Source organism: Amycolatopsis sp. WAC 01375 (genome assembly GCF_003947325.1).
Lineage (GTDB): Bacteria > Actinomycetota > Actinomycetes > Mycobacteriales > Pseudonocardiaceae > Amycolatopsis.
In genome coordinates this window covers 240,551-266,195 of the sequence record NZ_QHHW01000022.1, presented here as the reverse complement: position 1 = coordinate 266,195, position 25,645 = coordinate 240,551, and the positions used below count along the sequence as shown (strand labels likewise).

21 protein-coding genes are annotated in these 25,645 nt (G+C 69.2%); 8 read left to right on the top strand and 13 right to left on the bottom strand.

The genetic code is table 11. The annotated features are described in order from the left end of the window. Positions 1 to 932 (top strand): HNH endonuclease signature motif containing protein (locus DL991_RS12085; protein WP_148106362.1); only part of this gene is annotated, 932 nt, incomplete at its 5' end. Between the two features lie 591 nt (positions 933 to 1,523). Next, positions 1,524 to 7,013, top strand: a complete 5,490-nt coding sequence (locus DL991_RS12080; protein WP_125783992.1) for a carboxyl transferase domain-containing protein — start codon at positions 1,524 to 1,526, stop codon at positions 7,011 to 7,013. Positions 7,014 to 7,080: 67 nt separating this feature from the next. Here DL991_RS12080 and DL991_RS12075 read toward each other — a convergent pair whose 3' ends face one another. The 3 genes from DL991_RS12075 to DL991_RS12065 all read right to left on the bottom strand — a co-directional run bounded on the left by DL991_RS12075 (position 7,081) and on the right by DL991_RS12065 (position 10,463). Next, complete coding sequence (locus DL991_RS12075) at positions 7,081 to 7,626, bottom strand: bifunctional nuclease family protein (protein WP_125783990.1); 546 nt, start codon at positions 7,624 to 7,626, stop codon at positions 7,081 to 7,083. Between the two features lie 22 nt (positions 7,627 to 7,648). Next, positions 7,649 to 9,403, bottom strand: a complete 1,755-nt coding sequence (ctaD, locus tag DL991_RS12070) for a cytochrome c oxidase subunit I (protein ID WP_370306121.1) — start codon at positions 9,401 to 9,403, stop codon at positions 7,649 to 7,651. Positions 9,404 to 9,557: 154 nt separating this feature from the next. Continuing rightward, positions 9,558 to 10,463, bottom strand: a complete 906-nt coding sequence (locus tag DL991_RS12065; RefSeq protein ID WP_125783986.1) for a LysR family transcriptional regulator — start codon at positions 10,461 to 10,463, stop codon at positions 9,558 to 9,560. 71 nt (positions 10,464 to 10,534) lie between these two features. Here DL991_RS12065 and DL991_RS12060 point away from each other — a divergent pair, with 71 nt between their 5' ends. Then, entirely contained in the window at positions 10,535 to 11,524 is a 990-nt protein-coding gene (locus DL991_RS12060) for a YeiH family protein (protein WP_125783984.1), read from the top strand. Here DL991_RS12060 and DL991_RS12055 read toward each other — a convergent pair. Beyond that, positions 11,502 to 12,677: an MFS transporter gene (locus DL991_RS12055; protein WP_125783982.1), complete on the bottom strand. Its 1,176-nt coding sequence runs from the start codon at positions 12,675 to 12,677 to the stop codon at positions 11,502 to 11,504. The two genes, DL991_RS12060 and DL991_RS12055, sit on opposite strands and share 23 nt — an antisense overlap. A gap of 56 nt (positions 12,678 to 12,733) precedes the next feature. Beyond that, positions 12,734 to 13,630, bottom strand: a complete 897-nt coding sequence (locus DL991_RS12050; protein ID WP_125783980.1) for a DMT family transporter — start codon at positions 13,628 to 13,630, stop codon at positions 12,734 to 12,736. Here DL991_RS12050 and DL991_RS12045 point away from each other — a divergent pair. Then, complete coding sequence (locus DL991_RS12045; RefSeq protein WP_125783978.1) at positions 13,629 to 15,053, top strand: PLP-dependent aminotransferase family protein; 1,425 nt, start codon at positions 13,629 to 13,631, stop codon at positions 15,051 to 15,053. The two genes, DL991_RS12050 and DL991_RS12045, sit on opposite strands and share 2 nt — an antisense overlap. Before the next feature lie 50 nt (positions 15,054 to 15,103). Continuing rightward, the gene (locus DL991_RS12040; RefSeq protein WP_125783976.1) at positions 15,104 to 15,802 is read left to right on the top strand and encodes a Crp/Fnr family transcriptional regulator; all 699 of its coding nucleotides are present in this window, start codon (positions 15,104 to 15,106) and stop codon (positions 15,800 to 15,802) included. On the opposite strand, the gene DL991_RS12035 is transcribed toward DL991_RS12040, so the two are convergent. Together DL991_RS12035 and DL991_RS12030 are read right to left on the bottom strand one after the other, a co-directional pair. Further along, positions 15,774 to 16,322 (bottom strand): hypothetical protein, encoded by a 549-nt coding sequence (locus tag DL991_RS12035; RefSeq protein WP_125783974.1) that lies wholly within the window; start codon positions 16,320 to 16,322, stop codon positions 15,774 to 15,776. The two genes, DL991_RS12040 and DL991_RS12035, sit on opposite strands and share 29 nt — an antisense overlap. 11 nt (positions 16,323 to 16,333) lie before the next feature. Beyond that, positions 16,334 to 16,918, bottom strand: coding sequence for a hypothetical protein (locus DL991_RS12030; RefSeq protein WP_125783972.1), 585 nt, complete (start codon positions 16,916 to 16,918; stop codon positions 16,334 to 16,336). Positions 16,919 to 17,107: 189 nt separating this feature from the next. Here DL991_RS12030 and DL991_RS12025 point away from each other — a divergent pair, with 189 nt between their 5' ends. After that, positions 17,108 to 18,628 carry an exo-alpha-sialidase gene (locus DL991_RS12025; RefSeq protein WP_125783970.1) on the top strand — a complete coding sequence of 507 codons (1,521 nt, stop codon included), beginning with the start codon at positions 17,108 to 17,110 and terminating at the stop codon, positions 18,626 to 18,628. A 520-nt stretch (positions 18,629 to 19,148) separates the two neighbouring features. On the opposite strand, the gene DL991_RS12020 is transcribed toward DL991_RS12025, so the two are convergent. The 4 genes from DL991_RS12020 to DL991_RS12005 form a co-directional block, all read right to left on the bottom strand. Further along, a complete protein-coding gene (locus DL991_RS12020; RefSeq protein ID WP_125783968.1) occupies positions 19,149 to 19,616 on the bottom strand; it encodes a hypothetical protein in 468 nt (155 codons plus the stop codon). Beyond that, positions 19,617 to 19,886 (bottom strand): DUF1905 domain-containing protein, encoded by a 270-nt coding sequence (locus DL991_RS12015; RefSeq protein WP_125783966.1) that lies wholly within the window; start codon positions 19,884 to 19,886, stop codon positions 19,617 to 19,619. A 39-nt stretch (positions 19,887 to 19,925) separates the two neighbouring features. Next, entirely contained in the window at positions 19,926 to 20,432 is a 507-nt protein-coding gene (locus tag DL991_RS12010) for a flavodoxin domain-containing protein (RefSeq protein ID WP_199746320.1), read from the bottom strand. A gap of 88 nt (positions 20,433 to 20,520) precedes the next feature. Then, positions 20,521 to 21,729: a nitric oxide synthase oxygenase gene (locus tag DL991_RS12005; protein WP_199753928.1), complete on the bottom strand. Its 1,209-nt coding sequence runs from the start codon at positions 21,727 to 21,729 to the stop codon at positions 20,521 to 20,523. A 375-nt stretch (positions 21,730 to 22,104) separates the two neighbouring features. On the opposite strand from DL991_RS12005, the gene DL991_RS12000 reads away from it, so the two are divergent. Together DL991_RS12000 and DL991_RS11995 are read left to right on the top strand one after the other, a co-directional pair. Next, positions 22,105 to 23,121, top strand: coding sequence for a GTP-binding protein (locus tag DL991_RS12000; protein WP_125783962.1), 1,017 nt, complete (start codon positions 22,105 to 22,107; stop codon positions 23,119 to 23,121). 102 nt (positions 23,122 to 23,223) lie between these two features. Beyond that, the gene (locus DL991_RS11995) at positions 23,224 to 23,490 is read left to right on the top strand and encodes a hypothetical protein (protein ID WP_125783960.1); all 267 of its coding nucleotides are present in this window, start codon (positions 23,224 to 23,226) and stop codon (positions 23,488 to 23,490) included. A gap of 68 nt (positions 23,491 to 23,558) precedes the next feature. Here the strand turns inward: DL991_RS11995 and ligD are convergent, their stop codons facing one another. After that, positions 23,559 to 24,560: a non-homologous end-joining DNA ligase gene (gene ligD, locus DL991_RS11990; RefSeq protein WP_125783958.1), complete on the bottom strand. Its 1,002-nt coding sequence runs from the start codon at positions 24,558 to 24,560 to the stop codon at positions 23,559 to 23,561. Continuing rightward, positions 24,557 to 25,636, bottom strand: coding sequence for an ATP-dependent DNA ligase (locus tag DL991_RS11985; protein ID WP_199753927.1), 1,080 nt, complete (start codon positions 25,634 to 25,636; stop codon positions 24,557 to 24,559). The genes ligD and DL991_RS11985 overlap by 4 nt, the downstream gene beginning before the upstream one ends. Positions 25,637 to 25,645: the final 9 nt, after the last annotated feature.

The window sequence follows — 25,645 nt, the reverse complement described above, 5'->3', positions numbered from 1 at the left end:
GGTTGATGGACCGGGGTTTGGTGAATGGGTTCGGGGCGGCGAAGATCGCGGCGGCCACCTCATGGCTCTCCGACGAAGACGCCCGGGCCGCAGACGCTCTGTTGGAGGATCGCCTGGAGGGGAAGAACTCCGAGCAGATCCGCAAAGCGGCGAGTCATGCGGCGATGACGGTGGACCGGGAGGGTGCTTCTCGCCGGTCTGAGCATTCCCGTGCGGGCCGCCGCCTCACCCTGCGCCACGGTGAGGCAGGAGTGGCGTCGATCGAGGTCGAGGACGGCCCGGTGGAGAAAGTCGCCGCCGCCTACACCCGGATCGATCGGGAAGCACGCGCCCTCAAGACCGGCGGGGAGACTCGCACCCTGGACCAGCTCCGCGCCGACGTCGCCCTGGACCTCCTGCTCGGCGGCCAGGGCGGCAAGAGCGAGCGGGCGGAGGTATTCCTCTATATGGATCTGAACACTTACCTCGGCGTGAACGAGGATCCGGCGGAACTGGCCGGGCACGGACACATCCCGGCGTCGCTGGCGCGGGAGATCGCCAGTGGGCCGGACACGGTACTGCGGCGGATCATCACGGATCCGTTGTCGGGGCAGGTACTGGATTTGGGGCGGGATCGGTATCGGCCCACGGCGGGGGTGGGCGAGTTCGTGCGGGTACGGGATCGTGAGTGCCGAAGACCCGGCTGCCACCGTCCCGCCCAAGCCTGCGACCTCGACCATGTCGTGCCGTGGCAGTTCGGCGGCCACACCAACGCCGATGAGTTGATCGACCTGTGCCGCCGCGACCACCGACTCAAAGACGAACCCGGCTGGACCTACTCCCTCGCCCCAGACGGCACTCTCACCGTCACCACCCCAACTGGACAGCGTTACGACAGTTCGCCTCCACCACTGCACGAACCCCGCCCAGCCACCGAACCACCACCGTTCTGAACCATCGCCGGAAAACGGCAACGGCTGTCTTCCGCACCGTCGCTGCGCCCTCGACCCGAGGAACCACTGTCCCCTTGACTGGACGTGCCTCGCCCGAGTCCGACCACGATGGCCCGCAACCGCCTCCTCGACCCTCCCGATCCGGCCTACCTGGGCGTCGCCAGAGAAAACGACGACGCGACGCCCGGACAAACGTCGCCACCCGAAACCCACGCCGGAGATTCACCCCTGAGGCATCCCGAGCAGCCACTGCCCGACCCCGGAACCACCAGCCGAAAACCGGCCACTCATCCCTCACCGGCCAAACGACGGGAACCCCACCCGATGAAACCGGCGTGAACACCGGATGACACCTCGCGAACCCGGCTACCAAGCCGAACCCCCAGTTGTCCACTTCATGACGTCATCGGGCCCCTCGACGAGGTGTTCCAGGCCACTTTTTGGCGGGTTCCTACAAGACCCGGCCCTCGGCATGCGCCACCGACGACATTCTCGTACCGGCCGGTAAGAGGCAGGCTGTTAGACAGGTACAGAAGACTGCCCCGCGCGTGATCCGGTGGGACAGTGTCGCGCATTTGGGAGGCTCAGTCGGTGTTCAGTCGTGTCGCCATCGTCAACCGCGGAGAAGCCGCGATGCGGCTCATCCACGCCGTCCGCGAGCTCTCGGCGGAGACCGGACGGCGGATCGAGACCGTCGCGCTCTACACGGACGCGGACCGGTCGGCGACGTTCGTGCGGGAAGCCGACATCAGCCACAACCTGGGTCCGGCGTCGGCGCGTCCGTATCTGGACTTCGCCGTGCTGGAGCGGGCGTTGACCGAAACCGGGGCCGACGCGGCCTGGGTCGGCTGGGGGTTCGTGGCGGAGGATCCGGCCTTCGCCGAGTTGTGTGAGCGGCTGGGTGTCACCTTCATCGGGCCGAGTGCGGACGCGATGCGCAAGCTCGGCGACAAGATCGGCGCGAAGCTGATCGCCGAAGAGGTCGGTGTGCCGGTGGCGCCGTGGAGCCGCGGTGCCGTGGCGGATCTCGACGCCGCCATCAAGGCCGCCGACGAGATCGGCTACCCGCTGATGCTCAAGGCGACCGCGGGCGGTGGCGGCCGCGGTATCCGCGTGATCACCTCCGCGGACGAGCTCGAGGACGCCTACGAGCGCACCAGCCTGGAGGCCGAGCGCGCCTTCGGCAGCGGCGTCGTGTTCCTGGAGCGTCTGGTCACCGGCGCCCGGCACGTCGAGGTCCAGGTCATCGCCGACGGCCAGGGCACCGCGTGGGCGCTCGGCGTCCGCGACTGTTCGGTGCAGCGGCGCAACCAGAAGATCATCGAGGAGTCCGCCTCCCCCGTGCTCAGCCTCGAGCAGGCCGACGAGCTCAAGCGGTCCGCCGAGCGGCTCGCGCTCGCGGTCGGCTACAGCGGCGCCGGGACGGTGGAGTTCCTCTACCACCCCGGCGACAAGCTGTTCGCCTTCCTCGAGGTCAACACCCGCCTTCAGGTCGAGCACCCGATCACCGAGCTGACCACCGGCATGGACCTGGTCAAGGCCCAGCTGCACGTCGCCGCCGGCGGCAAGCTCGAAGGCCCCCAGCCCGCCGAATCCGGTCACGCCGTCGAGGCACGGCTCAACGCCGAGGACCCGGATCGCGACTTCGCGCCGTCGCCCGGCCGCATCGCGCGTCTGGACCTGCCCGCCGGCCCCGGTATCCGGGTCGACACCGGGGTCAGCGAAGGCGACACGATCCCGGCCGACTTCGACTCGATGATCGCGAAGATCATCGCCTACGGCCGCGACCGTGACGAGGCGCTCGGCCGTCTGCGCCGCGCGATGGCGCAGACCACGGTCATCATCGAGGGCGGCGCGACCAACAAGAGTTTCGTGCTCGACCTGCTCGACCAGCCCGAGGTGATCGACGGTTCCGCCGACACCGGCTGGATCGACCGGGTTCGCGGCGAAGGCAAGCTGGTCACGCATCGCCACTCGGCGATCGCGCTCGCGGCCGCCGCGATCGAGGCCTACGAAGACGAGGAAGCCGTTGAGCGCCAACGACTTCTCTCCACCGCACACGGTGGCCGCCCGCAGGTTCAGCACGAGAGCGGCCGTCCGCTCGACCTCAAGCTGCGCGGCGCCGCGTACCGCGTGAGTGTCGCCCGGATCGGCCACCGCCGGTTCCGCGTCGGTGTCTCGGCGGGCGGCGGCGACATCCACCCCGCCGACGTCGAGGTCGACCGGTTCGACGAGCACACCGGCCAGATCACCGTCAACGGCACCCGGTTCCGCCTCGTCACCGGCACGCACGGGCCGATCCACCTGATCGAAGTCGACGGCGTCACCCACCGTGTCAGCCGGGACGAGGGCGGCGTCGTCCGCTCCCCCGCGCCCGCGCTCGTCGTCGCGACGCCGCTGGAGGTCGGCGCGGAGGTCGAGGCAGGCGCGCCCGTACTGGTGCTGGAAAGCATGAAGATGGAGACGGTGCTCCGCGCGCCGTTCCGCGCGAAGCTGCGTGAGTGCGTCGTCTCGGTCGGCAGCCAGGTCGAGACCGGCGCTCCCCTGCTGCGGCTCGAGCCGCTGGCGGAGGAAGGCGCCGAGGTCGCCGAGGACAAGGGCAGTGTCGAGATCGAGCTGCCCGCCGAACCGGGCGGAACGTCGGCCGCGCAGCGGATCACGCGGGGACAGCAGGATCTGCGCAGCCTCCTGCTCGGCTTCGACGTCGACCCGCACGACGAACGCCGCACGCTCAGCGCGTACCTGGCCGCCCGTGCCGAACTGGAGGACAACGGCGACCGCCCGCTGGAGGGCGAGGTCGAACTGCTGACCGTCTTCGCCGACCTGTCCGAGCTGATGCGCAACAAGCCGGCACGCGAGGAGGTCAAGACGGACACCCGGGTGCACAGCTCCCGCGAGTTCTTCCACGCCTACCTGCAGAGCCTCGATGTCGAACGCGCCGGCCTGTCCGAGTCGTTCCAGAACAAGCTCAAGAAGGTGCTGGCGCACTACGGCATCGAGGATCTGGAGCGGACGCCGGAACTGGAGGAGGCGGTCTTCCGTATCTTCCTCGCCCAGCAGCGGACCTCGTCCGACGTCGCGATCGTCACCGCACTGCTGCGGCAGTGGCTCACCGAGCCGCAGCCTTTCGAGTCGATGCGCGAGCCGGCGGGTAAGGCGCTGGAGGCGCTCATCGCCGCCACCCAGCTCCGTTTCCCGGTGGTCGGCGACCTGGCGCGCAGCGTGGTGTTCCGCTGGTTCGCCCAGCCACTGCTCCGCCGCACCCGCGCCGAGGTGTACAGCGAGGTCCGCAAACACCTGAGCCACCTCGACCGGCATCCGGATTCTCCGGACCGCGCCGAGCGGATCGCGAGCATGCTGGCCAGCGCGCAACCGCTGGTGCGCCTGCTCGGGCAGCGGATCGGCCGCCCCGGCACCGATCACACCCCGCTGCTGGAGGTGCTGAGCCGCCGCTACTACGGCAACCGCGCGCTCACCGGTGTCCAGCAGGTCACCGTCGGCGGCTGCACCTTCGTCACCGGTGACTACACCGACGAGAACGAGCGGTTCCACATGGCGACCACCGCCGTCGACCGCGCCGGGCTGCCAGGGGCGATCGAGGCGGTCGCCGATCTCGCCGCGAAACTGCCCGCCGACACCGACGTCGAGGCGGACCTCTACCTGACGTGGGACGACGAGTCGGCCGACGACGACGCGATGGCGGCCGGGCTGCGCGAGGTCCTCGTGGCCGGGTCGCTGCCCAGCCGCGTCCGGCGGATCACCACCACGGTCGCCGGACACGGCGGCGCGGTGATGCACCACCACTTCACCTTCCGCCCGTCCTCGACCGGGTTCAGCGAAGAGCGGCTGATCCGCGGCCTGCACCCGCTGATCGCGCAGCGGATGCAGTTGCAGCGGCTGGCGAACTTCGACCTCACCCGGTTGCCGTCCGGCGACGAGGACGTCTACCTGTTCAAGTGCGTCTCGCCGATGAACCCGTCCGATCAGCGGCTGGTCGCGCTCGCCCAGGTCCGTGACCTGACCCCGTTGCGGGACAACGACGGCAAGCTGCTGGCCCTGCCCGCGGTCGAAGGCACGCTGGCGGGCTGCCTCGACGCGATCCGCGGGGTGCAGGCGAAGCTTCCGCCGAGGAAGCGTTTCGACACCAACCGGATCATGCTGTACGTGTGGCCGACCAGTGAGCTCACCGGCGAAGAGCTGGACACGGTCGCCCAGCGTGTGCAGCCGTCGACGGCGGGCGCGGGTCTCGAAGAGGTCCAGTTCCTCGGCAGGCAGCGTGACCGCGCGACCGGTGAGGTCAACGAGGTCGCCGTGCGGATCGGCTACGACGTCAGCGGTGGCGTGCAGATGTCGGTGTCCGAACCCGTCACCGAGCCGATCCTCCCGCTCGACGACTACCGCCAGAACGTCCTGCGCGCCCGCCGCCGCGACACGGTGTACCCGTACGAGCTGACCGAGATGCTCGGCTCGTTCACCGAGTACGACATGGACGACACCAATACGTTGGTTCCGGTCGACCGGAAGAAGGGGCGCAACAAGGCGGCGATCGTCGCCGGTGTGGTCACCACGCCGACCGAGCGTTACCCAGAGGGTGTCCAGCGCGTCGTGCTGCTGGGCGACCCGACGAAGGCGCTCGGCGCGCTGTCGGAGCCGGAGTGCTCGCGGGTGATCGCGGCGCTGGATCTCGCCGAGCGGCTGCGGGTCCCGCTGGAGTGGTACGCGCTCTCGGCGGGTGCCCGGATCTCGATGGAGTCCGGCACCGAGAACATGGACTGGGTCGCGGCCGCGCTCAAGCGGATCGTGCACTTCACCCAGAACGGCGGCGAGATCAACATCGTGGTCGCCGGGATCAACGTCGGCGCCCAGCCGTACTGGAACGCCGAAGCGACGATGCTCATGCACACCAAGGGAATCCTGGTGATGACGCCGGATTCCGCGATGGTGCTGACCGGCAAGCAGTCGCTCGACTTCTCCGGCGGTGTCTCGGCGGAGGACAACTTCGGCATCGGCGGTTACGACCGTGTCATGGGCCCGAACGGCCAGGCGCAGTACTGGGCGCCGAACCTCGCCGCGGCGCGGGACGTGCTGATGTCGCACTACGACCACACCTACGTGGCGCCGGGCGAATCCGGTCCCCGCAAGGCGGTCACGAACGACCCGATCGACCGGGACGTCTCGTCGTTCCCGCACGCGGCCGTCGACAGCGACTTCACCACGGTCGGCCAGATCTTCTCGCGGGAGGCCAACCCCGACCGCAAGAAGCCGTTCGACATCCGCACCGTGATGCGCGCGCTGTCGGATCAGGACCACCCGGTGCTGGAGCGCTGGCCGGGAATGGCGGACGCGGAGACCGCGGCCGTGCAGGACGTGCACCTCGGCGGGCGGCCGGTGTGCCTGCTCGGGATCGAGTCGCGTTCGGTGCCGCGCCGCGGCTTCCCGCCCACCGACGGACCGGACACCTACACCGCGGGCACCCTGTTCCCGCGGTCGTCGAAGAAGGCGGCGCGGGCGATCAACGCGGCCAGCGGCAACCGGCCGCTCGTGGTGCTGGCGAACCTGTCCGGTTTCGACGGTTCGCCGGAGTCGATGCGGAAGCTGCAACTGGAGTACGGCGCGGAGATCGGCCGGGCGATCGTCAACTTCGAAGGCCCGATCGTGTTCACCGTGATCTCGCGGTACCACGGTGGCGCGTTCGTAGTGTTCTCGAAGGCGCTGAACCCGAACATGACGGTGCTGGCGTTGGAAGGCTCGTTCGCCTCCGTGCTCGGTGGCGCGCCCGCCGCGGCGGTCGTGTTCGCCGGTGAGGTCAACGCGCGGACGGCGGCGGACCCGCGGGTGCGATCGCTCACCGAGAAGGTCGGCGGGGCGACCGGTGCCGAACGCGCCGCGCTGGCCGCGGAACTGGCGGAGCTCCAGTCGTCGGTGCGGTCCGAGAAGCTGGGCGCGGTCGCGGCCGAGTTCGACGGCGTGCACAGCATCGAGCGCGCGGTGAAGGTCGGCTCGGTGGACGCGATCATCAGCGCGGCCGAGATGCGGCCGCGCATCATCGAGGCGATCGAACAGGGCCTGGCGAAGAAGTAGTACTTAACCGCAATGAAGGGGCCTTTCATAGCAAAATTTGCTATGAAAGGCCCCTTCATTGCACGGGTCAGTGGCCAGGTCCAGGTTCGGGAGGCAGGTCCCCGAAGTCCTCGGGCACGATCTTGTCCAGCGCCGCCCTGAACTCCTCGACCTCCCGCTCCTGCGCGACCGGGTCCGGCGGCACCGACGGCAGTTCCGCGTCGGGTCCGGAGCCCATGATCTCGACCCGTACGGAAGCGACCTCGAGCACCGCGTCCGCCACCTCGATCCCGACTCCGGCCCGCAGGCCGATCGCGACCGCGTCACTCGGCCGGGCCGAGACGCGGATTCCGGAATCGAGCACCAGGTCGGCGAAGAAGATGCCGTCCCGCAGCGCGGTGACCTGGACACCGGTGACCCGGTGCCCGAACGATTCGACCACCTGGCCGATCAGTTCGATCGTGCCGGGCCGGGGCAGCCGGATCTTCTCCTGCGCGAGCGCCACCGCACTCGCCTCGGGGCCGCCGATCGTGATCGCCAGCCAGCGGCGTTCGCCCTCCCTCTCCCGCAGCAACATCACCGGCGCCGCTTCCGGAGCCAGGACTGCCATCCCTTCGACGTCCATGGGGATCATGCGCGGTACCTCATTCCCTCGGTCAGGCGGTGTCGTCCTTCAGCGCCTTGTCCGCCACCAGTTCCGACGGGGTGGGCTGATCGCGACGCTGGAACGGGGTGGTGTGCCCCTCGGCGCGCAGCCGGGGGATCATGTGGGGGTAGTGGAGTTCGAACGCGGGCCGTTCGGACCGGATCCTCGGCAGGTCGTGGAAGTTGTGCCGGGGCGGCGGACAGGTCGTCGCCCATTCCAGGGAGTTCCCGTGTCCCCACGGGTCGTCGACTTCGACGACCTCCCCGAACCGGTAGCTGCGCACGACGTTCCAGACGAACGGCAGCACCGACGCGCCGAGCAGGAACGCGCCGATCGTGGAAATGGTGTGCAGCAAGGTGAAACCGTCGCTGCTCAGGTAGTCGGCGTAGCGGCGCGGCATGCCTTGGTTGCCGAGCCAGTGCTGGACGAGGAACGTCGTGTGGAAGCCGATGAAGGTGGTCCAGAAATGGAGTTTCGCGAGCCGCTCGTCGAGCATCCGCCCGGTCATCTTGGGGAACCAGAAGTAGATGCCGGCGAAGGTGGCGAACACGATGGTGCCGAACAGGACGTAGTGGAAATGCGCCACCACGAAGTAGGTGTCGTGGATGTGGAAGTCCAGCGGTGGCGCGGCGAGGATGATCCCGGTCAGCCCGCCGAGCAGGAACGTCACCATGAAGCCGATCGACCACAGCATCGGTGATTCGAAGGTGAGCTGCCCCTTCCACATGGTGCCGATCCAGTTGAAGAACTTGATCCCGGTCGGTACCGCGATGAGGAAGGTCATGATGGAGAAGAACGGCAGCAGCACCGCACCGGTGGCGAACATGTGGTGCGCCCACACGGCGAAGGACAGGGCGGTGATCGCGATCGTCGCGAACACCATGAGTTTGTAGCCGAACAGCGGTTTCCGGCTGAACACCGGGACGATCTCGGTGATGATGCCGAAATACGGCAACGCGACGATGTACACCTCGGGATGCCCGAAGAACCAGAACAGGTGCTGGAACAGGATCGCCCCGCCGTTGGCCGGATCGAAGACGTGCGCGCCGAGCCTTCTGTCCGCCATCAGGCCGAACAGCGCCGCGGTGAGGATCGGGAAGACCGCCAGGATCAGGATCGTGGTGAACAGGATGTTCCAGGTGAACAGCGGCAACCGCCACATGGTCATTCCGGGTGCGCGCAGGCAGAGGATCGTGGTGACCATGTTGACCGCGCCGAGGATCGTCCCGAGTCCGGACACGATCAGGCCCATGATCACCAGATCGGCGCCAACGCCCGGGGTGTGCGCGGCGTTGGACAGCGGCGTGTACATCGTCCAGCCGAAGTCGGGCGCGCCACCCGGGGTGAGGAACGAGCTGAGCACCATCAGCCCGCCGAAGAGGTAGAGCCAGTAGGAGAACGCGTTCAGCCTCGGGAAAGCGACGTCCGGGGACCCGATCTGCAGCGGCAGGATGTAGTTGGCGAAGGCGAAGAGGTTCGGTGTCGCGTACAGCAGCAGCATGATGAGGCCGTGCATGGTGAACAGCTGGTTGTACTGCTCCTGCGACAGGAACTGCATCCCCGGCCTGCCCAGTTCACCGCGCATCAGCAGCGCCATGAAACCGCCGGCGACGAAGAACCCGAACGAGGTGGTGAGGTACAGCAGCCCGATCGTCTTGTGATCGGTGGTGCGGACGACGTTGAGGAACACGCTGCCCTTGGGCGCCCGGGTTCGCCCGCCGAAGCGGACGGCGTCTGGGCGGGGCGCTGCCTTCACCGCGGTCATGACGACTCCCAGCACGAGGACACACCTTCGAAAAGCTGGTACCCCTCCAGGAGAGTCCCTACACGCGGGCTTTTCAAGAGCTAGAGGAGTAAAGCCTCCGATACGCCATCCGGCCGGTTACCCGGAGTCCGGCACTCCGCTTTCATGAAAGGACTCAACGGGACTTCGCAGTGCGGACCGCGATGCTCAGCAGCGCCGCGGCCGGACCGGCGAGCCGTCGCCCGGCGGGCCACACCGCGCGCAGTTCCCGGCCGAAATCGACCCCGTCGACCGCGACCGGAACGAGCCTGCCTTCGGCGACATCCCGGACGATGGCGAGTTCGCTGATCACCGCCGGACCGGCGCCCGCGATCACCGCGTTGCCGACCGCGGAGGCGGAACCCAGTTCCAGCAACGGTTTCGCCGGACCGACACCGGCCTTGCGCAACGCGGCGTCCACGGTCTCCCTGGTCCCGGAACCCGGTTCGCGGACCACGAGCGGCGTGATCGCCAGTTCGGCCGCGGTCACCGGCCGGCGCTTGCGCGCCCACGGATGACTTCCGGGCACGACGAGGACCAGGTGATCGGTGGCGACCCGCCGGGACGACAGCCCTGGCAACGCGCCGGGCGACTCGACGAACCCGAGATCGACCTTGCCCTCCCGTGCCAGTTCGGCGGCCTGGTCGGAGTTGGTGACCTCCAGTCCGAGGTACAGCCCGGGGTCGAGGCGTTTGAGCTCGCCGATCCAGCCCGGCACCAGATACTCGGCCAGCGTCATGCTCGCGGCGACCCGCAGATGTGCCTCGTGCTGGGTGCGCAGCGCTTCGGCGCCGTCGAGCAGACCATCGAGTTCGGAGAGCACCCGATGCGCCCAGCCCGCGATGACCCGGCCGTCGGGAGTGAGCGCGGAACCGCGCCGCGTACGGTCGACCAGCACCAGTCCCAGCCGTCGCTCTACTGTGGACAGCCGTTTGCTCGCCGACGGCTGCGCGATCCCGAGGCTGGCCGCGGCCTGCCCGATACTGCCGAGCTCGTCCACGAGCACCAGCAGGCGCAGGGAGTCCAGGTCGGGTGTGGTCATAGCCCAAGTGTATGACCTACCCCTCGCATTCCCGGCTACCAAGGTCACCCCGTACGGACGACGCTCGAACCATGAGCACCACGCACGCGAGACCGACGAAGCCCTTCCTGACCGCGGTGGCCGTCACCGGCGCCGGGGTGGGCGCCGCGTATCTGGTCGGCACCGCGTTCCCGGTCGTCAGCGCGCTCACCATCGCTGTCGTGCTCGGCATCCTCACCGGCTCGTTGCCGTCGTTGTCGGACGAGACCCGGAAGGCGATCTCCGGAACCACCAAGAAGCTGCTTCGCGCCGGTGTCGTGCTCCTGGGCCTTCAGCTCTCGCTCCCCTCGGTCCTGGCGCTGGGCCCCGGGACGCTGCTCGCCGTGGTGCTCACGGTCGGCGTCACCTTCCTCGGCACGATCGGCCTCGGGAGGCTCCTCGGCGTGCCGCGTGGCCTGGCGATGCTGGTCGCGACCGGGTTCTCCATCTGCGGCGCGTCGGCCATCGCCGCGATGGAAGGCGTCGTCGAACGCGAAGACTCCGACGTCGCCACCGCCGTCGCCCTGGTCACCTTCTACGGCGGGCTCGCCATCGCGGCCGTCCCGCTGATCGGCGGCTGGCTGCGGCTCGACGCGGTCCGGATCGGCGAATGGGCCGGGCTCAGCGTGCACGAGGTCGCGCAGGTCGTCGCCGCGGCCACCCCCGCCGGCGGTGCCGCCATCGCGGTCGCCATCGTGATCAAGCTCAGCCGCGTGGTCCTGCTGGCCCCGATGGTCGCCGCGGTCGGGATGCACGAACGGCATCGCCCCGCCGACGGGAAGCGGCCGCCGCTGGTCCCGGTGTTCGTCCTCGGTTTCCTGGCGATGGCCGCCGTGCGCAGCACCGGCGTCGTGCCGGGTTTCGCGCTCGACGTCGCCAAGATCGCCTGCACACTGCTGCTGGCCGGGGCGCTGTTCGGCCTGGGTTGCGCGGTCCGGATCGGCAAGCTCGTCCGCACCGGTGGCCGCGCCCTGCTGCTCGGTCTGCTCTCCACCCTCCTGGTCGGGACCACCGCGCTGGTCACGCTGACCGTGCTCGGCTGAGGACGGCGGCCGCGAGCAGCGCGATCACCCCGCCGGTGACCATCACGGCCGGGACGGAGACCGCGTCGACGACCATCCCGCCGAGGAGCGCCCCCGCCGAGAGGGTCGCCTGGAACGACGACGTGAACAGCACCGACGCCGCTTCGGGCGCCTGCGGTGCCGCTCGCGCGAACCAGGTTCCCGAGCAGACCGGGACGGCTCCGTAGGCGAAACCCCAGACCACCAGCAGCGCGAGCGCGCCCGGCTTCGAATCACCGAGAAACGGCAACGCGAGTGCCGCGACGCCGATCGACCCCGCCGCCGCGAGGAAGGTCAGCCGGAGATCGCGGGCGATCGCGGCGCCCGCGACGAAGTTGCCGGCGATCCCGGCGGTGCCGTAGACGAGCAGGAAGACGGTGATCAGCTCCGGGCCCACCTGCGTCACCTGGCGCAGGAGCGGCGTGACGTAGGTGTAGGTCCCGAAATGGGCGAGCACGACCAGGACCGTGACGAGCAGGCCGAGCCTGGTCACCCGCCCCCGCGTCATCTCACGCAGGACGCCGAGCCGGGTGGCGCCCCGCGACGGCAGCGGGGGCAGCGAGAGGGCCAGCGCGGCGAGAACGCCGATCGTGAACACCGTCATCACCGCGAACGCCGCTCGCCAGCCGAGCAACTCGCCGGCGAACGTCCCCGCGGGCACGCCAAGTGCGGAACCGAGTGGCACGGCGGAGAAGATCACCGCGGTCGCCCTGCCCGCGTGCCGAGGGCCGACGAGCCGTTCGGCGAGCCCGGAGCCGATCGCCCAGAAGGCGCCGATCACCATCCCGACCAGGACTCGCGAGACGAGCATCGCCCAGTAGGCCTGCGCGGTCGCCGCGAGGACGTCGGCCAGCGCCAGCACCACCATCAGCGCGCACAGCAGGATCCGGCGGTCGAGCCGCCCGGCCGCGACGGTGACCGCGGGGGCGGCGAGCGCGGCGAGGAATCCGGGCAGGGTCATGGTCAGGCCCGCCGTCCCCGGCGTGATCCGGAAGTCGTCGCCGATCGGGGTCAGGAGGCCGATCGGCAGGATCTCCGTGGTGACGAGGGAGAAGATCCCCAATGTCACCGCGAGGACGGCGAGCCATCCCTTCAGCGGGGTCCGCGCGGAGGCGTCGAGGGTCGAAGCGGTCATGTGCTTCAGCCCATCACCGCGCGGGCACCGCGGTCTGGCGGATTCGCGACGTTGATCTAGCTGCGGGAGCGTTGAGTGACCACGATGCAGGCGACGACGATCAGCGCGGTCACCGGCGCGGCGGCCGGAAGGTGCTCGCCGAGCAACAGGACCGCCCAGACCAGCGTCAGCAGCGGCTGGGCGAGCTGCAACTGACTCGCCCGCGCGACGCCGATTTCGGCCATTCCCCGGTACCAGGCGAAGAACCCGCCGAACTGCGAAATGAGCGCGACGTACAGCAGGCCGGCGATCCCCTCGCCCGTGACGTGCAGCGGTTCGGTCGCGAGCCCGAAGACGGCGAACGCGCCGGTGACCGGCAGCGCGAGGACCAGCGCCCACGCGATCACGTGCCAGCCCGCCATTTCCCTGGCCAGCCTGCCACCCTCGGCGTACCCGAACGCGCAAAGCACGAGCGCGCCGAACAGGAACAGGTCCGCTGTGGACAGTCCGCCGCCGCTCTGCGCGACGGTGAACACCACGACCGCGCTCGCGCCCACCGCGGCGGCGAGCCAGAACCGGCGGGACGGCCGGTGCCCGGTCAGCCTCGACGAGATGACGGCGGTGGCCAGCGGCAGCAGCCCGATCACCACCGCGGAATGCGCCGTGGACGACGTCTTCAACGCGAGCGTGGTCAGGATCGGGAACGCGAGGACACAACCGAGTGCGACCACGGCGAGGCCACGCCACTGATCGCGTCTCGGCAGCGGGACCCGGAAGACGCGGAGACAGGTGCCGGCGACCAGCGCGGCCAGGACACTGCGCAGCCCGGTGGCGGTCCACGCGTCGAAGCCTTTGAGTGCCCACACGGTGGCGGGGAACGTGAACGAGAAGGCGAGGACCCCCAGCGCCGCCAGCGCGGTCCCGGAGCGGACCGCTACTGCTCGGTCAGCGATAGCGCTATCATCCAGTCTCATGTCCGATAGTAGCAGCGTCACGAGCCTGGCCACACAGCTGCGTTCTGAGCTGGAGCGCTATCCGATCGAAGGAAAGCTGCCCTCCAGTCGGGAGCTGGTCCGGCGGCTGAAAGTGAGCCCGGTGACGGTGTCACGCGCCATCGCCGCCCTGGCCGCCGAAGGCCTGGTGATCACCCGTCCCGGCGCCGGTGTCTTCCGTGCCCCGCCACCCCGCGAAGTGACGGTGACCGGCGACGTGTCGTGGCAGGAGGTGGCGCTGAGTTCCCAATCCGGCGCCCGCGCCATCGACGCGAGCGGCGTGCTCGCCGCGCTGAGCGACCCGCCATCGGGAGTCATCGACCTCAACGGCGGCTACACGCATCCGAGCCTCCAGCCGGAACGCGAACTCGCGGCGGCGTCGGCCCGCGCCGGACGCCGCCCAGGCGCGTGGACCCGGCCGCCGATCTGTGGCCTGCCCGAACTGCGGGCCTGGTTCGCCCGCGACATCGGCAGCCCGGTGAACGTCGAGAACGTGCTGATCACCTCGGGCGGGCAGAGCGCGCTGACCACGGCGTTGCGCGCGCTCGCCGCCCCCGGCGCGCCGGTGCTGGTGGAATCCCCGACGTATCCGGGGATGCTGGCCATCGCGCGGGCATCGGGACTGCGGCCGGTCCCGGTGCCGATCGACCGCGACGGCGTCCGGCCCGAACTGCTCGCCGACGCCTTCCGTGACACGGGCGCGCGGCTGTTCGTCTGCCAGCCCGCGTTCCAGAACCCGACCGGCGCGGTGCTGTCCGCCGAACGCCGTGCCGAGGTCCTGCGGATCGCCCGTGACGCCGGCGCTTTCATCATCGAGGACGACTTCGCCCGGCTGATGGCGCACCCCGGCAGCCCGGCTCCCCCGCCCCCGCTCGTGGCCGACGACCCCGACGGCGTCGTGGTGCACATCCGGTCGCTCACGAAACCGGCGTCACCGAGCCTGCGGATCAGCGCGCTCGCCGCCCGCGGCCCGGCACTGGAGCGGCTGCGCGGGCTCCACGCCGTCGAGAGCTTCTTCGTACCGCGGCCACTTCAGGAAACCGCGCTCGAACTGGTGAGCTCTCCCGCCTGGTCGCGCCATCTGCGGACCCTCGCCGCCGCGCTGCGGGAACGCCGCGACGTCGCCGTCTCGGCACTGCGGGAGTTCCTGCCGTCCTGGACCGCCGTCCCGGTCCCGACCGGGGGCTATCACCTGTGGCAGCCGCTCCCCGCTTTCGCCGACGAAGTGGCGCTGACCAGCGCCGCTTTCCGTGCCGGAGTAGCGGTCACCCCCGGCCGGATGTACTTCGCGGCCGAGGCGCCGGGGCCCTATCTGCGGCTGAGCTACGTCAGCGCCGCGACAGGCGCGCAACTGCGCGACGGCGTCCAGCGCCTTTCCCAGGCATACCAAGAGATCCCCGGTTAACGCCCGGCCGGGCCTGCTCGTACGATCGCGCACGGAGGCGACGAGAAGGCATGACACAGCCGGCGGCGGAGCCGCACGACCCACCCGGCAGGCTCTGGGAACTGCTCGACGACGGCCAGCGCAAGGCGCTGCGTGCCGAGGCCGAACTGCGCCGGTACCCGGCGGGAACGGTGATCATCCGGGAGGGTGACCGGTCGGATTGGGTGCTGATCCTGATGACCGGGCGGGTCAAGATCACATCGGTGTCCACCGGCGGCTACGACGCCGTACTGGCGGTCCGCGATCCGGGCGACATCATCGGCGAGATGGCGTCGATGGACGGCAGCCTGCGCTCGGCAACCGCGATCGCCGTCGAGCCGGTCACCGGACTGTGGCTGTCCTCGCGGGCGTTCAACTCCGTGCTCCGCGAGCAGCCGGGCATCTCCGTCGTCCTGCTCCGGATCATCACCTCCCGCCTGCGCTACGCCAACTCGCGCCGCACCGAATTCGGGGACAGCACCGCCGCCGAACGCATCGCCGCGATCCTGGTCGACCTCGCCGAGCGGTACGGCGTGCCCGTCCCCGAAGGCATCCTGATCGCCCTGCGGATCAGCCAGCGCGACCTGGCGGGACTCGCGTCCGCGTCGCGGGAAGCCGTCGCGCGAACCCTCCGGACCCTGCGCGCCGACGGACTCCTCAGCACCGGCCGCCAGCGGCTCGTCGTCCGGAGCCTGAACGACCTCAGGCAGCTGGCACCCGACGACCACTGAGCCGCCATGGCAGGCCGAAGTGCCGTTCCACGCGCGCTCCGAGTTTCCGTACGCGCGGCTCGTTCCCCGGATCGAAATCCGGCGTCGTTTCGATCAGCGTCACGAGTTCGCGGGTGAGCTCGGCCGCGGCCTTCCCCGGCACCAGCAGCACCCGCACCGGCGCGAGGCTGCGCGCGGAAGGCGGCGGCGCGACGAGGTCGATCCGGGCGCGAGCCAGACCGGTCAGCCTCGCCGACCAGAGGACCGTCCCCGTCACCGCCCAGGCCACCAGTTCCACCAGGATGACCGGCGACAGGATCAGCGCCAGCCCGGCAGCCTGCCCGACGGCGAACCCCAGCATCAGCCAGTCCTCGAAGCCAAGTCGCTCTTCCGCGCCGGACCGGCCGCGGAGCCGGGTGAACGACACCTCCCGGTAGCGCTCGCTTTCGGTGACGATGGCGAGCGGGCGGATGCGGCGCAGCCACGGCGCGAACCGGCGCACGATCAGCCACTCGCCGCCGTCGGTATCGGTCGCCCGCATCGCGTCTCCCCTCATCGGCGCACGGATCTCCGACGAAGCAAGGTCCGATGGCGTTCCACCCGCACGTCGAATCGGGTGAGCACCTCGTACACGGCCGGATCACCGGGATCGAACATGACGCGTCCGCGGAGCAGGCCGCTCAGCTCGGCCACCAGAGGGACCGCCAGATCGTCACGCACCTTGAGGATGGTCAGCGACGCGAGACTGCGATGTTCCTTGTGCCATCCGGCGACGTCGACCCGCGTCGGCGCCTTCCGGAACCACCGCACGATCCGCGCGAAGGAACCCGCGACGCCCTGGCACAGCAGTTCCAGCGCCAGGAACGGCAGCAGGAGGAGTCCCAGCAGCAAGTACAGCGGAACGTTCACGAGTATCTCCACGACGCCCAGCGTTCCCATCAGCCCGCGGGCCACCTTGTACACGAGTTCTCCCTCGGGCTCCTCCATGCTGTCGTCGTCAGGGAACTTCCAGTCCGCGGTGAGCTTGTGCTGCCGGTAACCGCCGGTGAGTCCCGCGATCGGCTGGACCCACCGGCGCCACGGCGCGAACCGGCGATCGATCGTCCACTCTCGCCCCTCGAGATCGAACACCTTCATCGGCCCCTCCCCCTCCCGATCTCGCGCCGTGTCCGACGGGAACGAGCTTGGCAGGGAAACCGCCGTCGTTCTGCGTCACCTGACACAGAAGGCGAAACCGGGTTGTACGCGCCTTGTACGACGGCTGTACGAGCCGGAAGGACCCTGATGTCCCGTCACCCGGAATCGAATCCAGGACGGAGCACTCCCGTGAAGATCTCCCGCGTCGCACAGGGCCTGTTCGCGGCCCTCGTCGCCACCGCGGCGGTCGGCGCATCCCCGGCCACCTCTCTCGCCACCACGGACACCGGCGACCGGATCTCGGCCGCTGCCGTCGGGAACACGTTGGTGTACAAAGAGAAAACAGAAGGTTACGACTGCTTCAGAATCCCCGCCATCGTCAAGGCGAACAACGGCGAACTGCTCGCGTTCGCCGAAGGCCGCAACGGCGGCGCCAGCTTCTGCAACGACAGCGGCGACATCGATCTCGTCGTGAAACGCTCGGCGGACAACGGCAGGACCTGGAGCGCACCGAAGATCGTCATCGAAGGTTTCGGTGACACCAAAGGAAACCCGACGCCGATCGTGATCCCGTCCACCGGGCGGATCGTGCTGCTCTCGGTGATGGAATGCGTCAAGAACCCCGACTGCAACCGGATTCCGCGCGTTTCGATCAGCGACGACCACGGCAAGACCTGGACCGCGCCCAAGGTGCTCACCACCCAGCTCGGGTTCGGCACCGCGCCGGGCTGGCTCGCGACCGGCCCGGCACACGGCATCGTGCTGACCCGCGGCGCGCACGCCGGCCGGATCGTCGCCGGGATGAGCTACACCATCGACGGCAAGAACAGCGGCGCGCTCGTCTACAGCGACGACCAAGGTGTCACGTGGAAGCGCGGCGCCACCGACACCCCGGCGTTGTCCGCCGCGCTGAACCCGCAGGAAATCAGCGTCACCGAACTGCTCGACGGCCGGGTCTACGCCGCGGCGCGGAACCAGGCCAACAACGGCGACAAATGCCTCAGCGGCGGCGCGAAGAACCGCGCCTACGCCATCAGCTCCGACGGTGGGGCGAGCTTCTCCACCAAGTTCACCTTCGAGGAGGATCTGATCACCCCGGTGGTGCAGGCTTCGACCGCGCGGATGACCGCGACCGACAAGGCGGGCAAGTACAACCGGATCCTGTTCGCCGCACCGTCGGTCTGCGACCGCCGCAAGGAACTCGTCGTCCGGTCTTCGTTCGACGAGGGCGCGAACTGGCAGGGCAACTCCGCCGGAACGCTGGTGTGGAGCGGCGACGCCGCGTACTCCGACATGGTCCAGCTGTCCTCGGGTTCGGTCGGCGTGCTGTACGAAGCGGGTCCGGCGGGCAACGCCAACGAGACCATCCGCTTCTCGACGGTCACCGAGACCACGCTCGGAGCCCCGGTGTGCGGCGGCGGATACAGCGTGATCGACTCGGAACCGCTCGGGACGGCGGGCACGGTTTACCTGTCCTACAACGCTTCCAACGGACAGAACTGTGTCAGCACGATGAAGAGCGCGGCCACCGGAACCGCGACCGCGACGTCGGCCTACCTCGAGGTGGCCGGGGCTTCCCGGATCACCGACTCCGGGTCGTTCTCGTGGTTCGCCGGCCCGGTGCGGGCGGCCGCCGCGGGCAAATGCGTGAAGTGGGGCGGTTCCGCGGGCGGGACGACGTACAACAGCCCGTCGGAACACTGCGGCTGAGCATCGGCCGTGAAGGCCTCCTTGCCTACCCTGAAGGTAGGGAAGGAGGCCCTCACGGACCTCTGTCTACGTCTGACCTGCGGGTTGGCGGGTGGGTCGTGAGGTGATGTCATCACCAGGCCGATGGGCGTCGCGCGTGATCGAAGGCGTAACTCGCGTGATTGAGCGCGTAACTCGCGTGATTGGAGGCCGATCTCGCCCGTGACCGGGTCCGCCGTGAGTTTCGCTTCCAATCACGTGAGTTTCGCTTCCAATCACGCGTGTTACGCCTAAGACCACACGACGACCAAGGGGATCTCAGAGCGCGAGCCCCCGAGTAGTGGGTAAGCAACTGTGGTGCCCCCAAGGAGGCCTTCACGGACCTCAGCACCGGACGCGGGCGCACTGTGCCGGCATCACGGTGGTCGCTGCGTCACCAGGGATCGCATCGGCGGGTAGTGAAGGCCTCCTTGAGGGACTCTGGGTCCCTCAAGGAGGCCTTCACGGACCGGCCATGCGGCTGCGGCCGCGCCGCAAGAAGTCACTTAGGCGGGCGTAGCCGCGGGGAAAGCTTGGTGAGCGCCAACGCTTCCAACCGTCTCGAAATCTCCGCGATCCCGGCGTCGAACCGGTCCAGATCGACACCCTTGTCGGCCAGGTCGTCGCGGACGTGCTTCTCCACCTTCGCCCAGTCGTTGCGGTACCGGGTGGCGAGTTCCTTCCACGGCACGCCTGCCAGCCCGGCGGTGAGGCCGCTGTCGTAGGCGAGCACGCCGCGTGCCATCAAGTACGCGATGCCCGGGTAGCCGAGATAGCCCTGCCAGTAGGACCCGTTGTCGTTGGCCGTGATCGACCCCGCGGCCGGATCGTGGCGGACGTCGTAGGTCTTGGCCCGGTCCGACGACGCGACGCGCGCCGAGTCACCGTCGATCTCGACCCTGCCGTCGGCCACCGCGCCGAGCGCCTCGTAGATCTTGATGACCGGGGACGGCTTCCACTCCGCGGCCACTCAGCCCTCGAGCCGCTCGAGCAGGACGACGTCCACCGTGTCACCTTCTTCTTTGCCGATCGCCTTGCGCACATCGGCCTTCACCGGGAGCTTGTGGGTGCCGTCGCCCAGCGCCATGAACGAACTCCGGAACGGATGTCCGTCGATGGTCCCGCGGACCTTCACCAGCCCCTTGGTGCCGAAGTACTCGGCGGAGCCGGGCATGACGACGTACGTCCAGCCGCCCTTCTCCGGGCTTTTGAGCAGCTTCGCAGTGAACCGTTTGTCCATGAAGGCATCGTACGACAGGCCACCGACGAAACCGGTACTTCAAAGGGTGACGCGGATGCGCACGCGGCGGCCGACGTCGCGGGCCCAGGCCCGGATCGACGGCCAGTCACGGAAGTCGCCCGCCCAGGGGCCCGCGGCCATGATCTTCCAGAACAGGCCGCTCGCGGTGGCCGGAGTGAGCCTGCCGCCGAAGGTGGCCGTGCGCTCGGCGTCGATCCTCGCGGCCAGCAAGGCGACCCCCGCGGGCAAGCTCACCCGTTTGCCGGCGGCCAGGGGCCCACAGGGCCCGCTGTGGAACAACCACACCGGACGGTTCCGGAGCGCCTCTTCGTGTTCGGTGAGCAGCCGCACCGCCTCGGGGCGCCAGCGCCGGCGGTGCAGCGCGCTCCCGACGATCACCGCGCCGTACGGTTCGACGTCCTCGACTTCGGCCGCGTCCTGCAGATCGGCCGTCAGCCCGGCCTCCCGCAGTTCGGCGGCGATCACCTCGGCGATCTCCCTTGTCCCACCGGATCTGCCGGCGTGGGCGACGAGCACTGCGGTCATGCCGCCATTCTCCGCGCGGCCGCGACCCGTGCCACCGCCCGGTCCATCGACACGCCGCATTCGGCTCACCTCTTCACCCGTCGGAGCGCTACCCGGGAGGCAGGAACGCCGGTCTCGCGGCCGGATCGGGTTGGTCGTAGTAGCGGTGGAACACGGCGGTCTGCCCGCCGGACAGCGGCGGGACGATCCAGCTCCAGTCCGCCTGACACCGACGGCCCGCACGCTCCTCCTTGGCGATATGCGTGAGGAACCGCCGCGATTCGGTGTGGTGGTCGGCGACGGTCACGCCCGCCGCGTCGAAGGAATGCTGGACGGCCAGCGTCAGTTCGACCAGCGCGCGGTCGCGCCACAGGGTGCGTTCCGACTTCGTCGACAGTCCCATCAGGTCCGCGATCACCGGCAACAGGTCGTAGCGGTCGGTGTCGGCCAGGTTGCGCGCGCCGATCTCGGTGGCGAGGTACCAGCCGTTGAACGGCGCCGCGGGGTAGGTGATCCCGCCGATGACCAGCCGCATGTTGCTGATCGCCGGCACCGCGTGCCAGCGCAGTCCGAGCCCGGCGAACCAGCGGTGGTCGGGATGCGACAACGGGACCTCCAGCACGGCGTCCGACGGCAGCCGGAACAGACTCCGCTCCCCCGGTTCGGACTCGATGAGCAGCGGGAGCACGTCGAAGGAGCCCTTGCGTTCGGGCGGGCGCCAGCCGTGCTCCTGGACGGTTTCGGTGAAGTCGGCATGGCGCGGATCGCCCAGCACCGAGCCGTCGCCGAGCCGATGGCCCGCGTAGCGGATCAGCTGGTCGTTGTGGATCTTCGGGCCGGGTCCCGCCGGACCGTCCGGCGCGAACACGGTGATGGTCGAGCGGATCCGGCCGCCTCGGGTCGCCTCCCTCAGATGGGCGACGCACTCCTCGGCGATGGCGGCGGCGCCGACGACGTCACGGCGGTCCCGCACCTTCAGCCCTTGCCAGTACAGCCTGCCGATGCACCGCGCGGAGTTCCGCCAGGCCACCCGGGCGCCGAACTCGACCTCGGCCGCGGTGTGCCGGTACGTCCCCGTCGCGTGGATCTCGGCGCGGACCCGGTCGAGCCGTTCGCCCAGTCCCGCGGTCCCGCCGTCCGTTTCGGTGTGGAAGAGCCGGAGGAAGTCCTCCGCCTCGGCCAGGTCCACGCTCCGTTCCCGCGACACCACCTCCGGAGGCAAGCGGGGGATATCCGTCACCCGCATGGAGGCCGTCGCCACCTCGGCCTCCCACTCTCCGAATTCGACACCGGCACCGGCGGCGGGAACGATCACCATTCCTCCTGCACTCGGAAATGCCCGGAGGATCATGCTCGCACGGCGAGCCGGCCGGGTCCGGACCAGACGAAAGACGATACCCCACCGAAAGAAGGCCACTATCCACCAAATGGCAGAAGCTTCGCCCTCACTGACATTTCAGCAGGCAGAAAGCTTGCCGACGACAATATTTGGAATTGCCTGCGACTTCGCGGAAGATTCACCGAATTGCGCCGCACGAAACGATCACGCTCACCCAAGATCGCTTTATGATCGTCATTAATCACTCTTTCGAGCGTATTCATCCGCAGGCCCTTCTGTTCTTTCCCCGGACCGGTGTATTGCCGCGCGTCCGCCGTCGCTAGAGTGCGGGAAGCTCCGACGGAAAGGAAAATCGTGGTCGACAGGCGGATTCCGGTCATCCTGGTCGCGGGCTTCCTCGGCTCCGGCAAGACCACCCTGCTCAACCACCTGCTGGCCAACCGGCAGGGCGCGCGGATCGGTGTCGTGGTCAACGACTTCGGCAGCATCGCGGTCGACGCGATGGCCGTCTCGGGCCAGGTCGACACCATGATGTCGTTCGGCAACGGCTGCCTGTGCTGCGCCGTCGACGCGAGCGGCCTCGACGCCATGCTCGCCAAGCTTTCCGAGGCCGAGGCAGGCATCGACGTCATCGTGATCGAAGCCAGCGGACTCGCCGAACCACGTGACCTCATCCGCTTGATGATCGCCAGCGAGAACCCCGCCATCGCCTACGGCGGGCTGGTCGAACTCGTCGACGCGGCCGAGTTCGAGACGACCAGGAAGCGGCATCCGGAACTGGACGAACACCTCGGGTTCGCCGACCTGGTCGTGCTCAACAAGACCGACCGGGCCGACGAGGACACCCTGGCCAAACTGCGCGGCACGATCGACGAGATCGCGCCCGGCACGCCGGTGATCGCGACCTCCCACGGCCGGATCGACCCCACCCTATTCTTCGACGCGCGGCCGCGCGAACGGGCCGGGCAGCTGTCGTTCGACGACCTGCGCGAGGAAGAGCACGACCACGAGCACCACTTCCACACCGCGTACGACAGCGTCGCCTTCACCACCGAACGGCCGCTGGACCCGCGACGGCTGATGGACTTCCTCGAACAGCGTCCCGGCGGGCTCTACCGGATCAAAGGTTTCCTCGACTTCGGTCCGAACGGCCGGCAGTCCCGGTTCGGCCTGCACACGGTCGGCTCGTTCATCCAGCTGGAACGGTCGGCGTGGCCGTCCGGCCTGCCGCGCCGGAGTGAGCTGGTGCTGATCGGCTCAGGAATCGACACCGAGGCCGTCACCGCGCGTCTCGAGGAGTGCGTCGCGGACGATCCCGAGGTCGTCGACGAGCGGGGCATGCTGCGCGTCCTGCGGTTCATTCAGGACTGACACGCCGAAAGGCCGAAATACCGCGAATCGCGGCGAGTCTCGTTGACACTGGCCTGCGGAAGGAATCTCGAGCTGGACCACCTGTATCGGGAGGACAGTTCCATGACGAACACCGCCGGACGCTGGTATCTGGTCGGCGCGCTGCCGGAGGACTCCCCCGCCGCGCACCTGATGACCCGCTCCGAAGACCTCCGCTACCGGCGTTCCGCCTGCGGGGAAAAGGAATCCCGCCTGTGGACGCCGGTGGATCTCACCGGCACCGACGTCGCCCCGTGCCCGCGCTGCGCCGCGACCCTGCCGAGCCACCGGTCCACCCGCAAGGCCGAACCCGCCGTGCACACCCAGCTCGCCTTCGACCTGCCGCTCTGACCGCAATTCGGCACCTGGTTGCGATCCTTGCGCTTCGCATCCATCGCAACCAGGTGCCGAATTGCGTGCTACTCCTTCTTCGCCCGGCTCGGGGCGACCCGGGGCGGTTCGTTCGGCATCTTCGGGTAGACGGGTGGCCATGGCGCGTCCATGAGCCCGCTCGCCATGTCCTTTCGCGACATTTCCAGCAGCGGTTCGATCGACTGCGGTTTCGTTCCCGCCCAAGGGTCTCCGCGTTCGGCGAGCCGAGCGGGCACAGTGGACAGCGTGAACTCGTCCGGCTCGACGGTGTCCAGTTCGTCCCAGCCGATCGGTGTCGACACCTGGCCGCCGACCCGCGGCCGCACGCACCACGCGCCGAACACCGTCTTGTGCGGCGCGTTCTGGTTGAAGTCGACGAACACCCGCGAGCCGCGTTCTTCCTTCCACCACTGCGCCGTCATCTCCTCCGGGTGGCGGCGCTCGAGTTCGCGAGCGAGCGCGACGGCGGCCGCGCGGACCTCGTAGCCGTCCCACTTCGGTTCCAGCGGCACGTAGAGATGCAGGCCGCGCGAGCCCGAGGTCTTCAGCTGTGCGGCGATGCCCAGCTCGTCGAGCAGCGCCTTCGTCAGGACGGCGCCGTGCCGCAATTCGGGAAAACCGATCCCCGGCGACGGGTCGAGGTCGACGCGAAGCTGGTCGCTGATGTCCGGCGCGTCGGCCCGGTTCGGCCAGACGTGGAAGCCGAGACAGCCCTGGTTCACCGCCCAGACGACGTGGGCGAGGTCCTTCGCCACGAGCGCGTCCGAAGTGGTCCCGTTCGGAGTGGACACCACCGTCGTGGTCAGCCAGTCCGGCGCGTTCTTCGGGACCCGCTTCTGGAACCACGACTTCCCGCCCGCGCCGTCCGGATAGCGCTCCAGCAGCAGGGGCCTGCCGCCGAGCTGCGCCAGCAGCGGCCCCGAAACGGCGCGGTAGTACTCGACGAGGTCCAATTTGGTCTCGCCGTTCTCCGGGAAGTAGACCTTGCCCGGATTGGACACCGTGAACTCGACACCGTCGAGGTCCAGCGTGACCGGCTCCGCTTTCATGCTTCCCCCAGCTCGGTGAACAAGGTGGCCAGCTCGGCGGGCGGAACCTCGTCGAGCTGCGCGTACGTGCAGGAGGCCGGTTCACGGTCCGGGCGGAAGCGCACGAGCCGCCCGCCGTGACGGAACCGCGTGCCCTCGACGTGCTCGTATCGGACCTCGGCGACCCACTCGATGCGGACCGGCTCCCAGCTCAGATCCTTTTTCGGCGCCCACCGGCTGCCCGCGCCCGGCGTGCGGCCGCCCGCCTCTTCGTGCGCCTCGGCCCACTCGCGCCAGGGATGGTTCTCCAGCGCGTTCTCGCGCAGCGGTGCGAGTTCGTCCACCAGTTCACGACGCCTCGCGGCGGTGAAACTGCTGGCCACGCCCACGTGGTTCAGGACGCCTTCGTCGTCGTAGAGCCCGAGCAGCAGCGATCCGACCCCGACCCCGTCCTTGTGCCACCGGAATCCGGCGACGACGCAGTCCGCGGTGCGCTGGTGCTTGACCTTCCACATCACCCGTTTGTCCTGTTCGTACGGTGCGTCGGCAGGTTTGGCCATCACACCGTCGAACCCCGCGCCCTCGAAGCGGGTGAACCAGTCCTGGGCGACGTCGGGATCTTCGGACAGCGGGGTGAGATGCACCCGCGCGAACTTCGTGTCGACGACGCTTTCGAGCAGCTTCCGCCGCTCCTCGAACGGCTCCGGCGTCAGATCCCGGTCGCCGAGGGCGAGCAGGTCGAACACCACGAAACTGGCCGGCGTCTCCGCGGCCAGTTTGGTCACCCGGGACGCGGCCGGATGCAGGCGCAACTGGAGCGCCTCGAAGTCGAGCCCGCCTTCGGTGACCAGCACGATCTCGCCGTCGACGACGCAGCGCTCGGGCAGCGCGTCCTTGAGCAGGTCCACCAGTTCGGGGAAGTATCTCGTCAGCGGCCTGTCGTTGCGCGAGCCGAGCACGACCTCGTCACCGTCGCGGAAGACCACGCAGCGGAAGCCGTCCCACTTCGGCTCGTACAGCAGCCCCGGCGTGCGCGGCAGTTCGTGCACGGCCTTGGCCAGCATCGGCTTCACGGGTGGCATCACGGGCAGTTCCACGAGGTGATC

What these genes read in the sequence shown, in the direction of transcription:
- DL991_RS12040 (WP_125783976.1), top strand. Translation starts at nt 15,104, where the DNA reads ATGACACAGCCGGCGGCGGAGCCGCACGACCCACCCGGCAGGCTCTGG.
- DL991_RS12060 (WP_125783984.1), top strand. Translation starts at nt 10,535, where the DNA reads ATGAGCACCACGCACGCGAGACCGACGAAGCCCTTCCTGACCGCGGTG.
- DL991_RS11995 (WP_125783960.1), top strand. Translation starts at nt 23,224, where the DNA reads ATGACGAACACCGCCGGACGCTGGTATCTGGTCGGCGCGCTGCCGGAG.
- DL991_RS12055 (WP_125783982.1), bottom strand. Translation starts at nt 12,677, where the DNA reads ATGACCGCTTCGACCCTCGACGCCTCCGCGCGGACCCCGCTGAAGGGA.
- DL991_RS12005 (WP_199753928.1), bottom strand. Translation starts at nt 21,729, where the DNA reads ATGGTGATCGTTCCCGCCGCCGGTGCCGGTGTCGAATTCGGAGAGTGG.
- DL991_RS12010 (WP_199746320.1), bottom strand. Translation starts at nt 20,432, where the DNA reads ATGACCGCAGTGCTCGTCGCCCACGCCGGCAGATCCGGTGGGACAAGG.
- DL991_RS12065 (WP_125783986.1), bottom strand. Translation starts at nt 10,463, where the DNA reads ATGACCACACCCGACCTGGACTCCCTGCGCCTGCTGGTGCTCGTGGAC.
- ligD (WP_125783958.1), bottom strand. Translation starts at nt 24,560, where the DNA reads ATGAAAGCGGAGCCGGTCACGCTGGACCTCGACGGTGTCGAGTTCACG.
- DL991_RS12035 (WP_125783974.1), bottom strand. Translation starts at nt 16,322, where the DNA reads ATGCGGGCGACCGATACCGACGGCGGCGAGTGGCTGATCGTGCGCCGG.
- DL991_RS12015 (WP_125783966.1), bottom strand. Translation starts at nt 19,886, where the DNA reads ATGGACAAACGGTTCACTGCGAAGCTGCTCAAAAGCCCGGAGAAGGGC.
- DL991_RS12075 (WP_125783990.1), bottom strand. Translation starts at nt 7,626, where the DNA reads ATGATCCCCATGGACGTCGAAGGGATGGCAGTCCTGGCTCCGGAAGCG.
- ctaD (WP_370306121.1), bottom strand. Translation starts at nt 9,403, where the DNA reads ATGACCGCGGTGAAGGCAGCGCCCCGCCCAGACGCCGTCCGCTTCGGC.
- DL991_RS12050 (WP_125783980.1), bottom strand. Translation starts at nt 13,630, where the DNA reads ATGAGACTGGATGATAGCGCTATCGCTGACCGAGCAGTAGCGGTCCGC.
- DL991_RS12030 (WP_125783972.1), bottom strand. Translation starts at nt 16,918, where the DNA reads ATGAAGGTGTTCGATCTCGAGGGGCGAGAGTGGACGATCGATCGCCGG.
- DL991_RS12045 (WP_125783978.1), top strand. Translation starts at nt 13,629, where the DNA reads ATGTCCGATAGTAGCAGCGTCACGAGCCTGGCCACACAGCTGCGTTCT.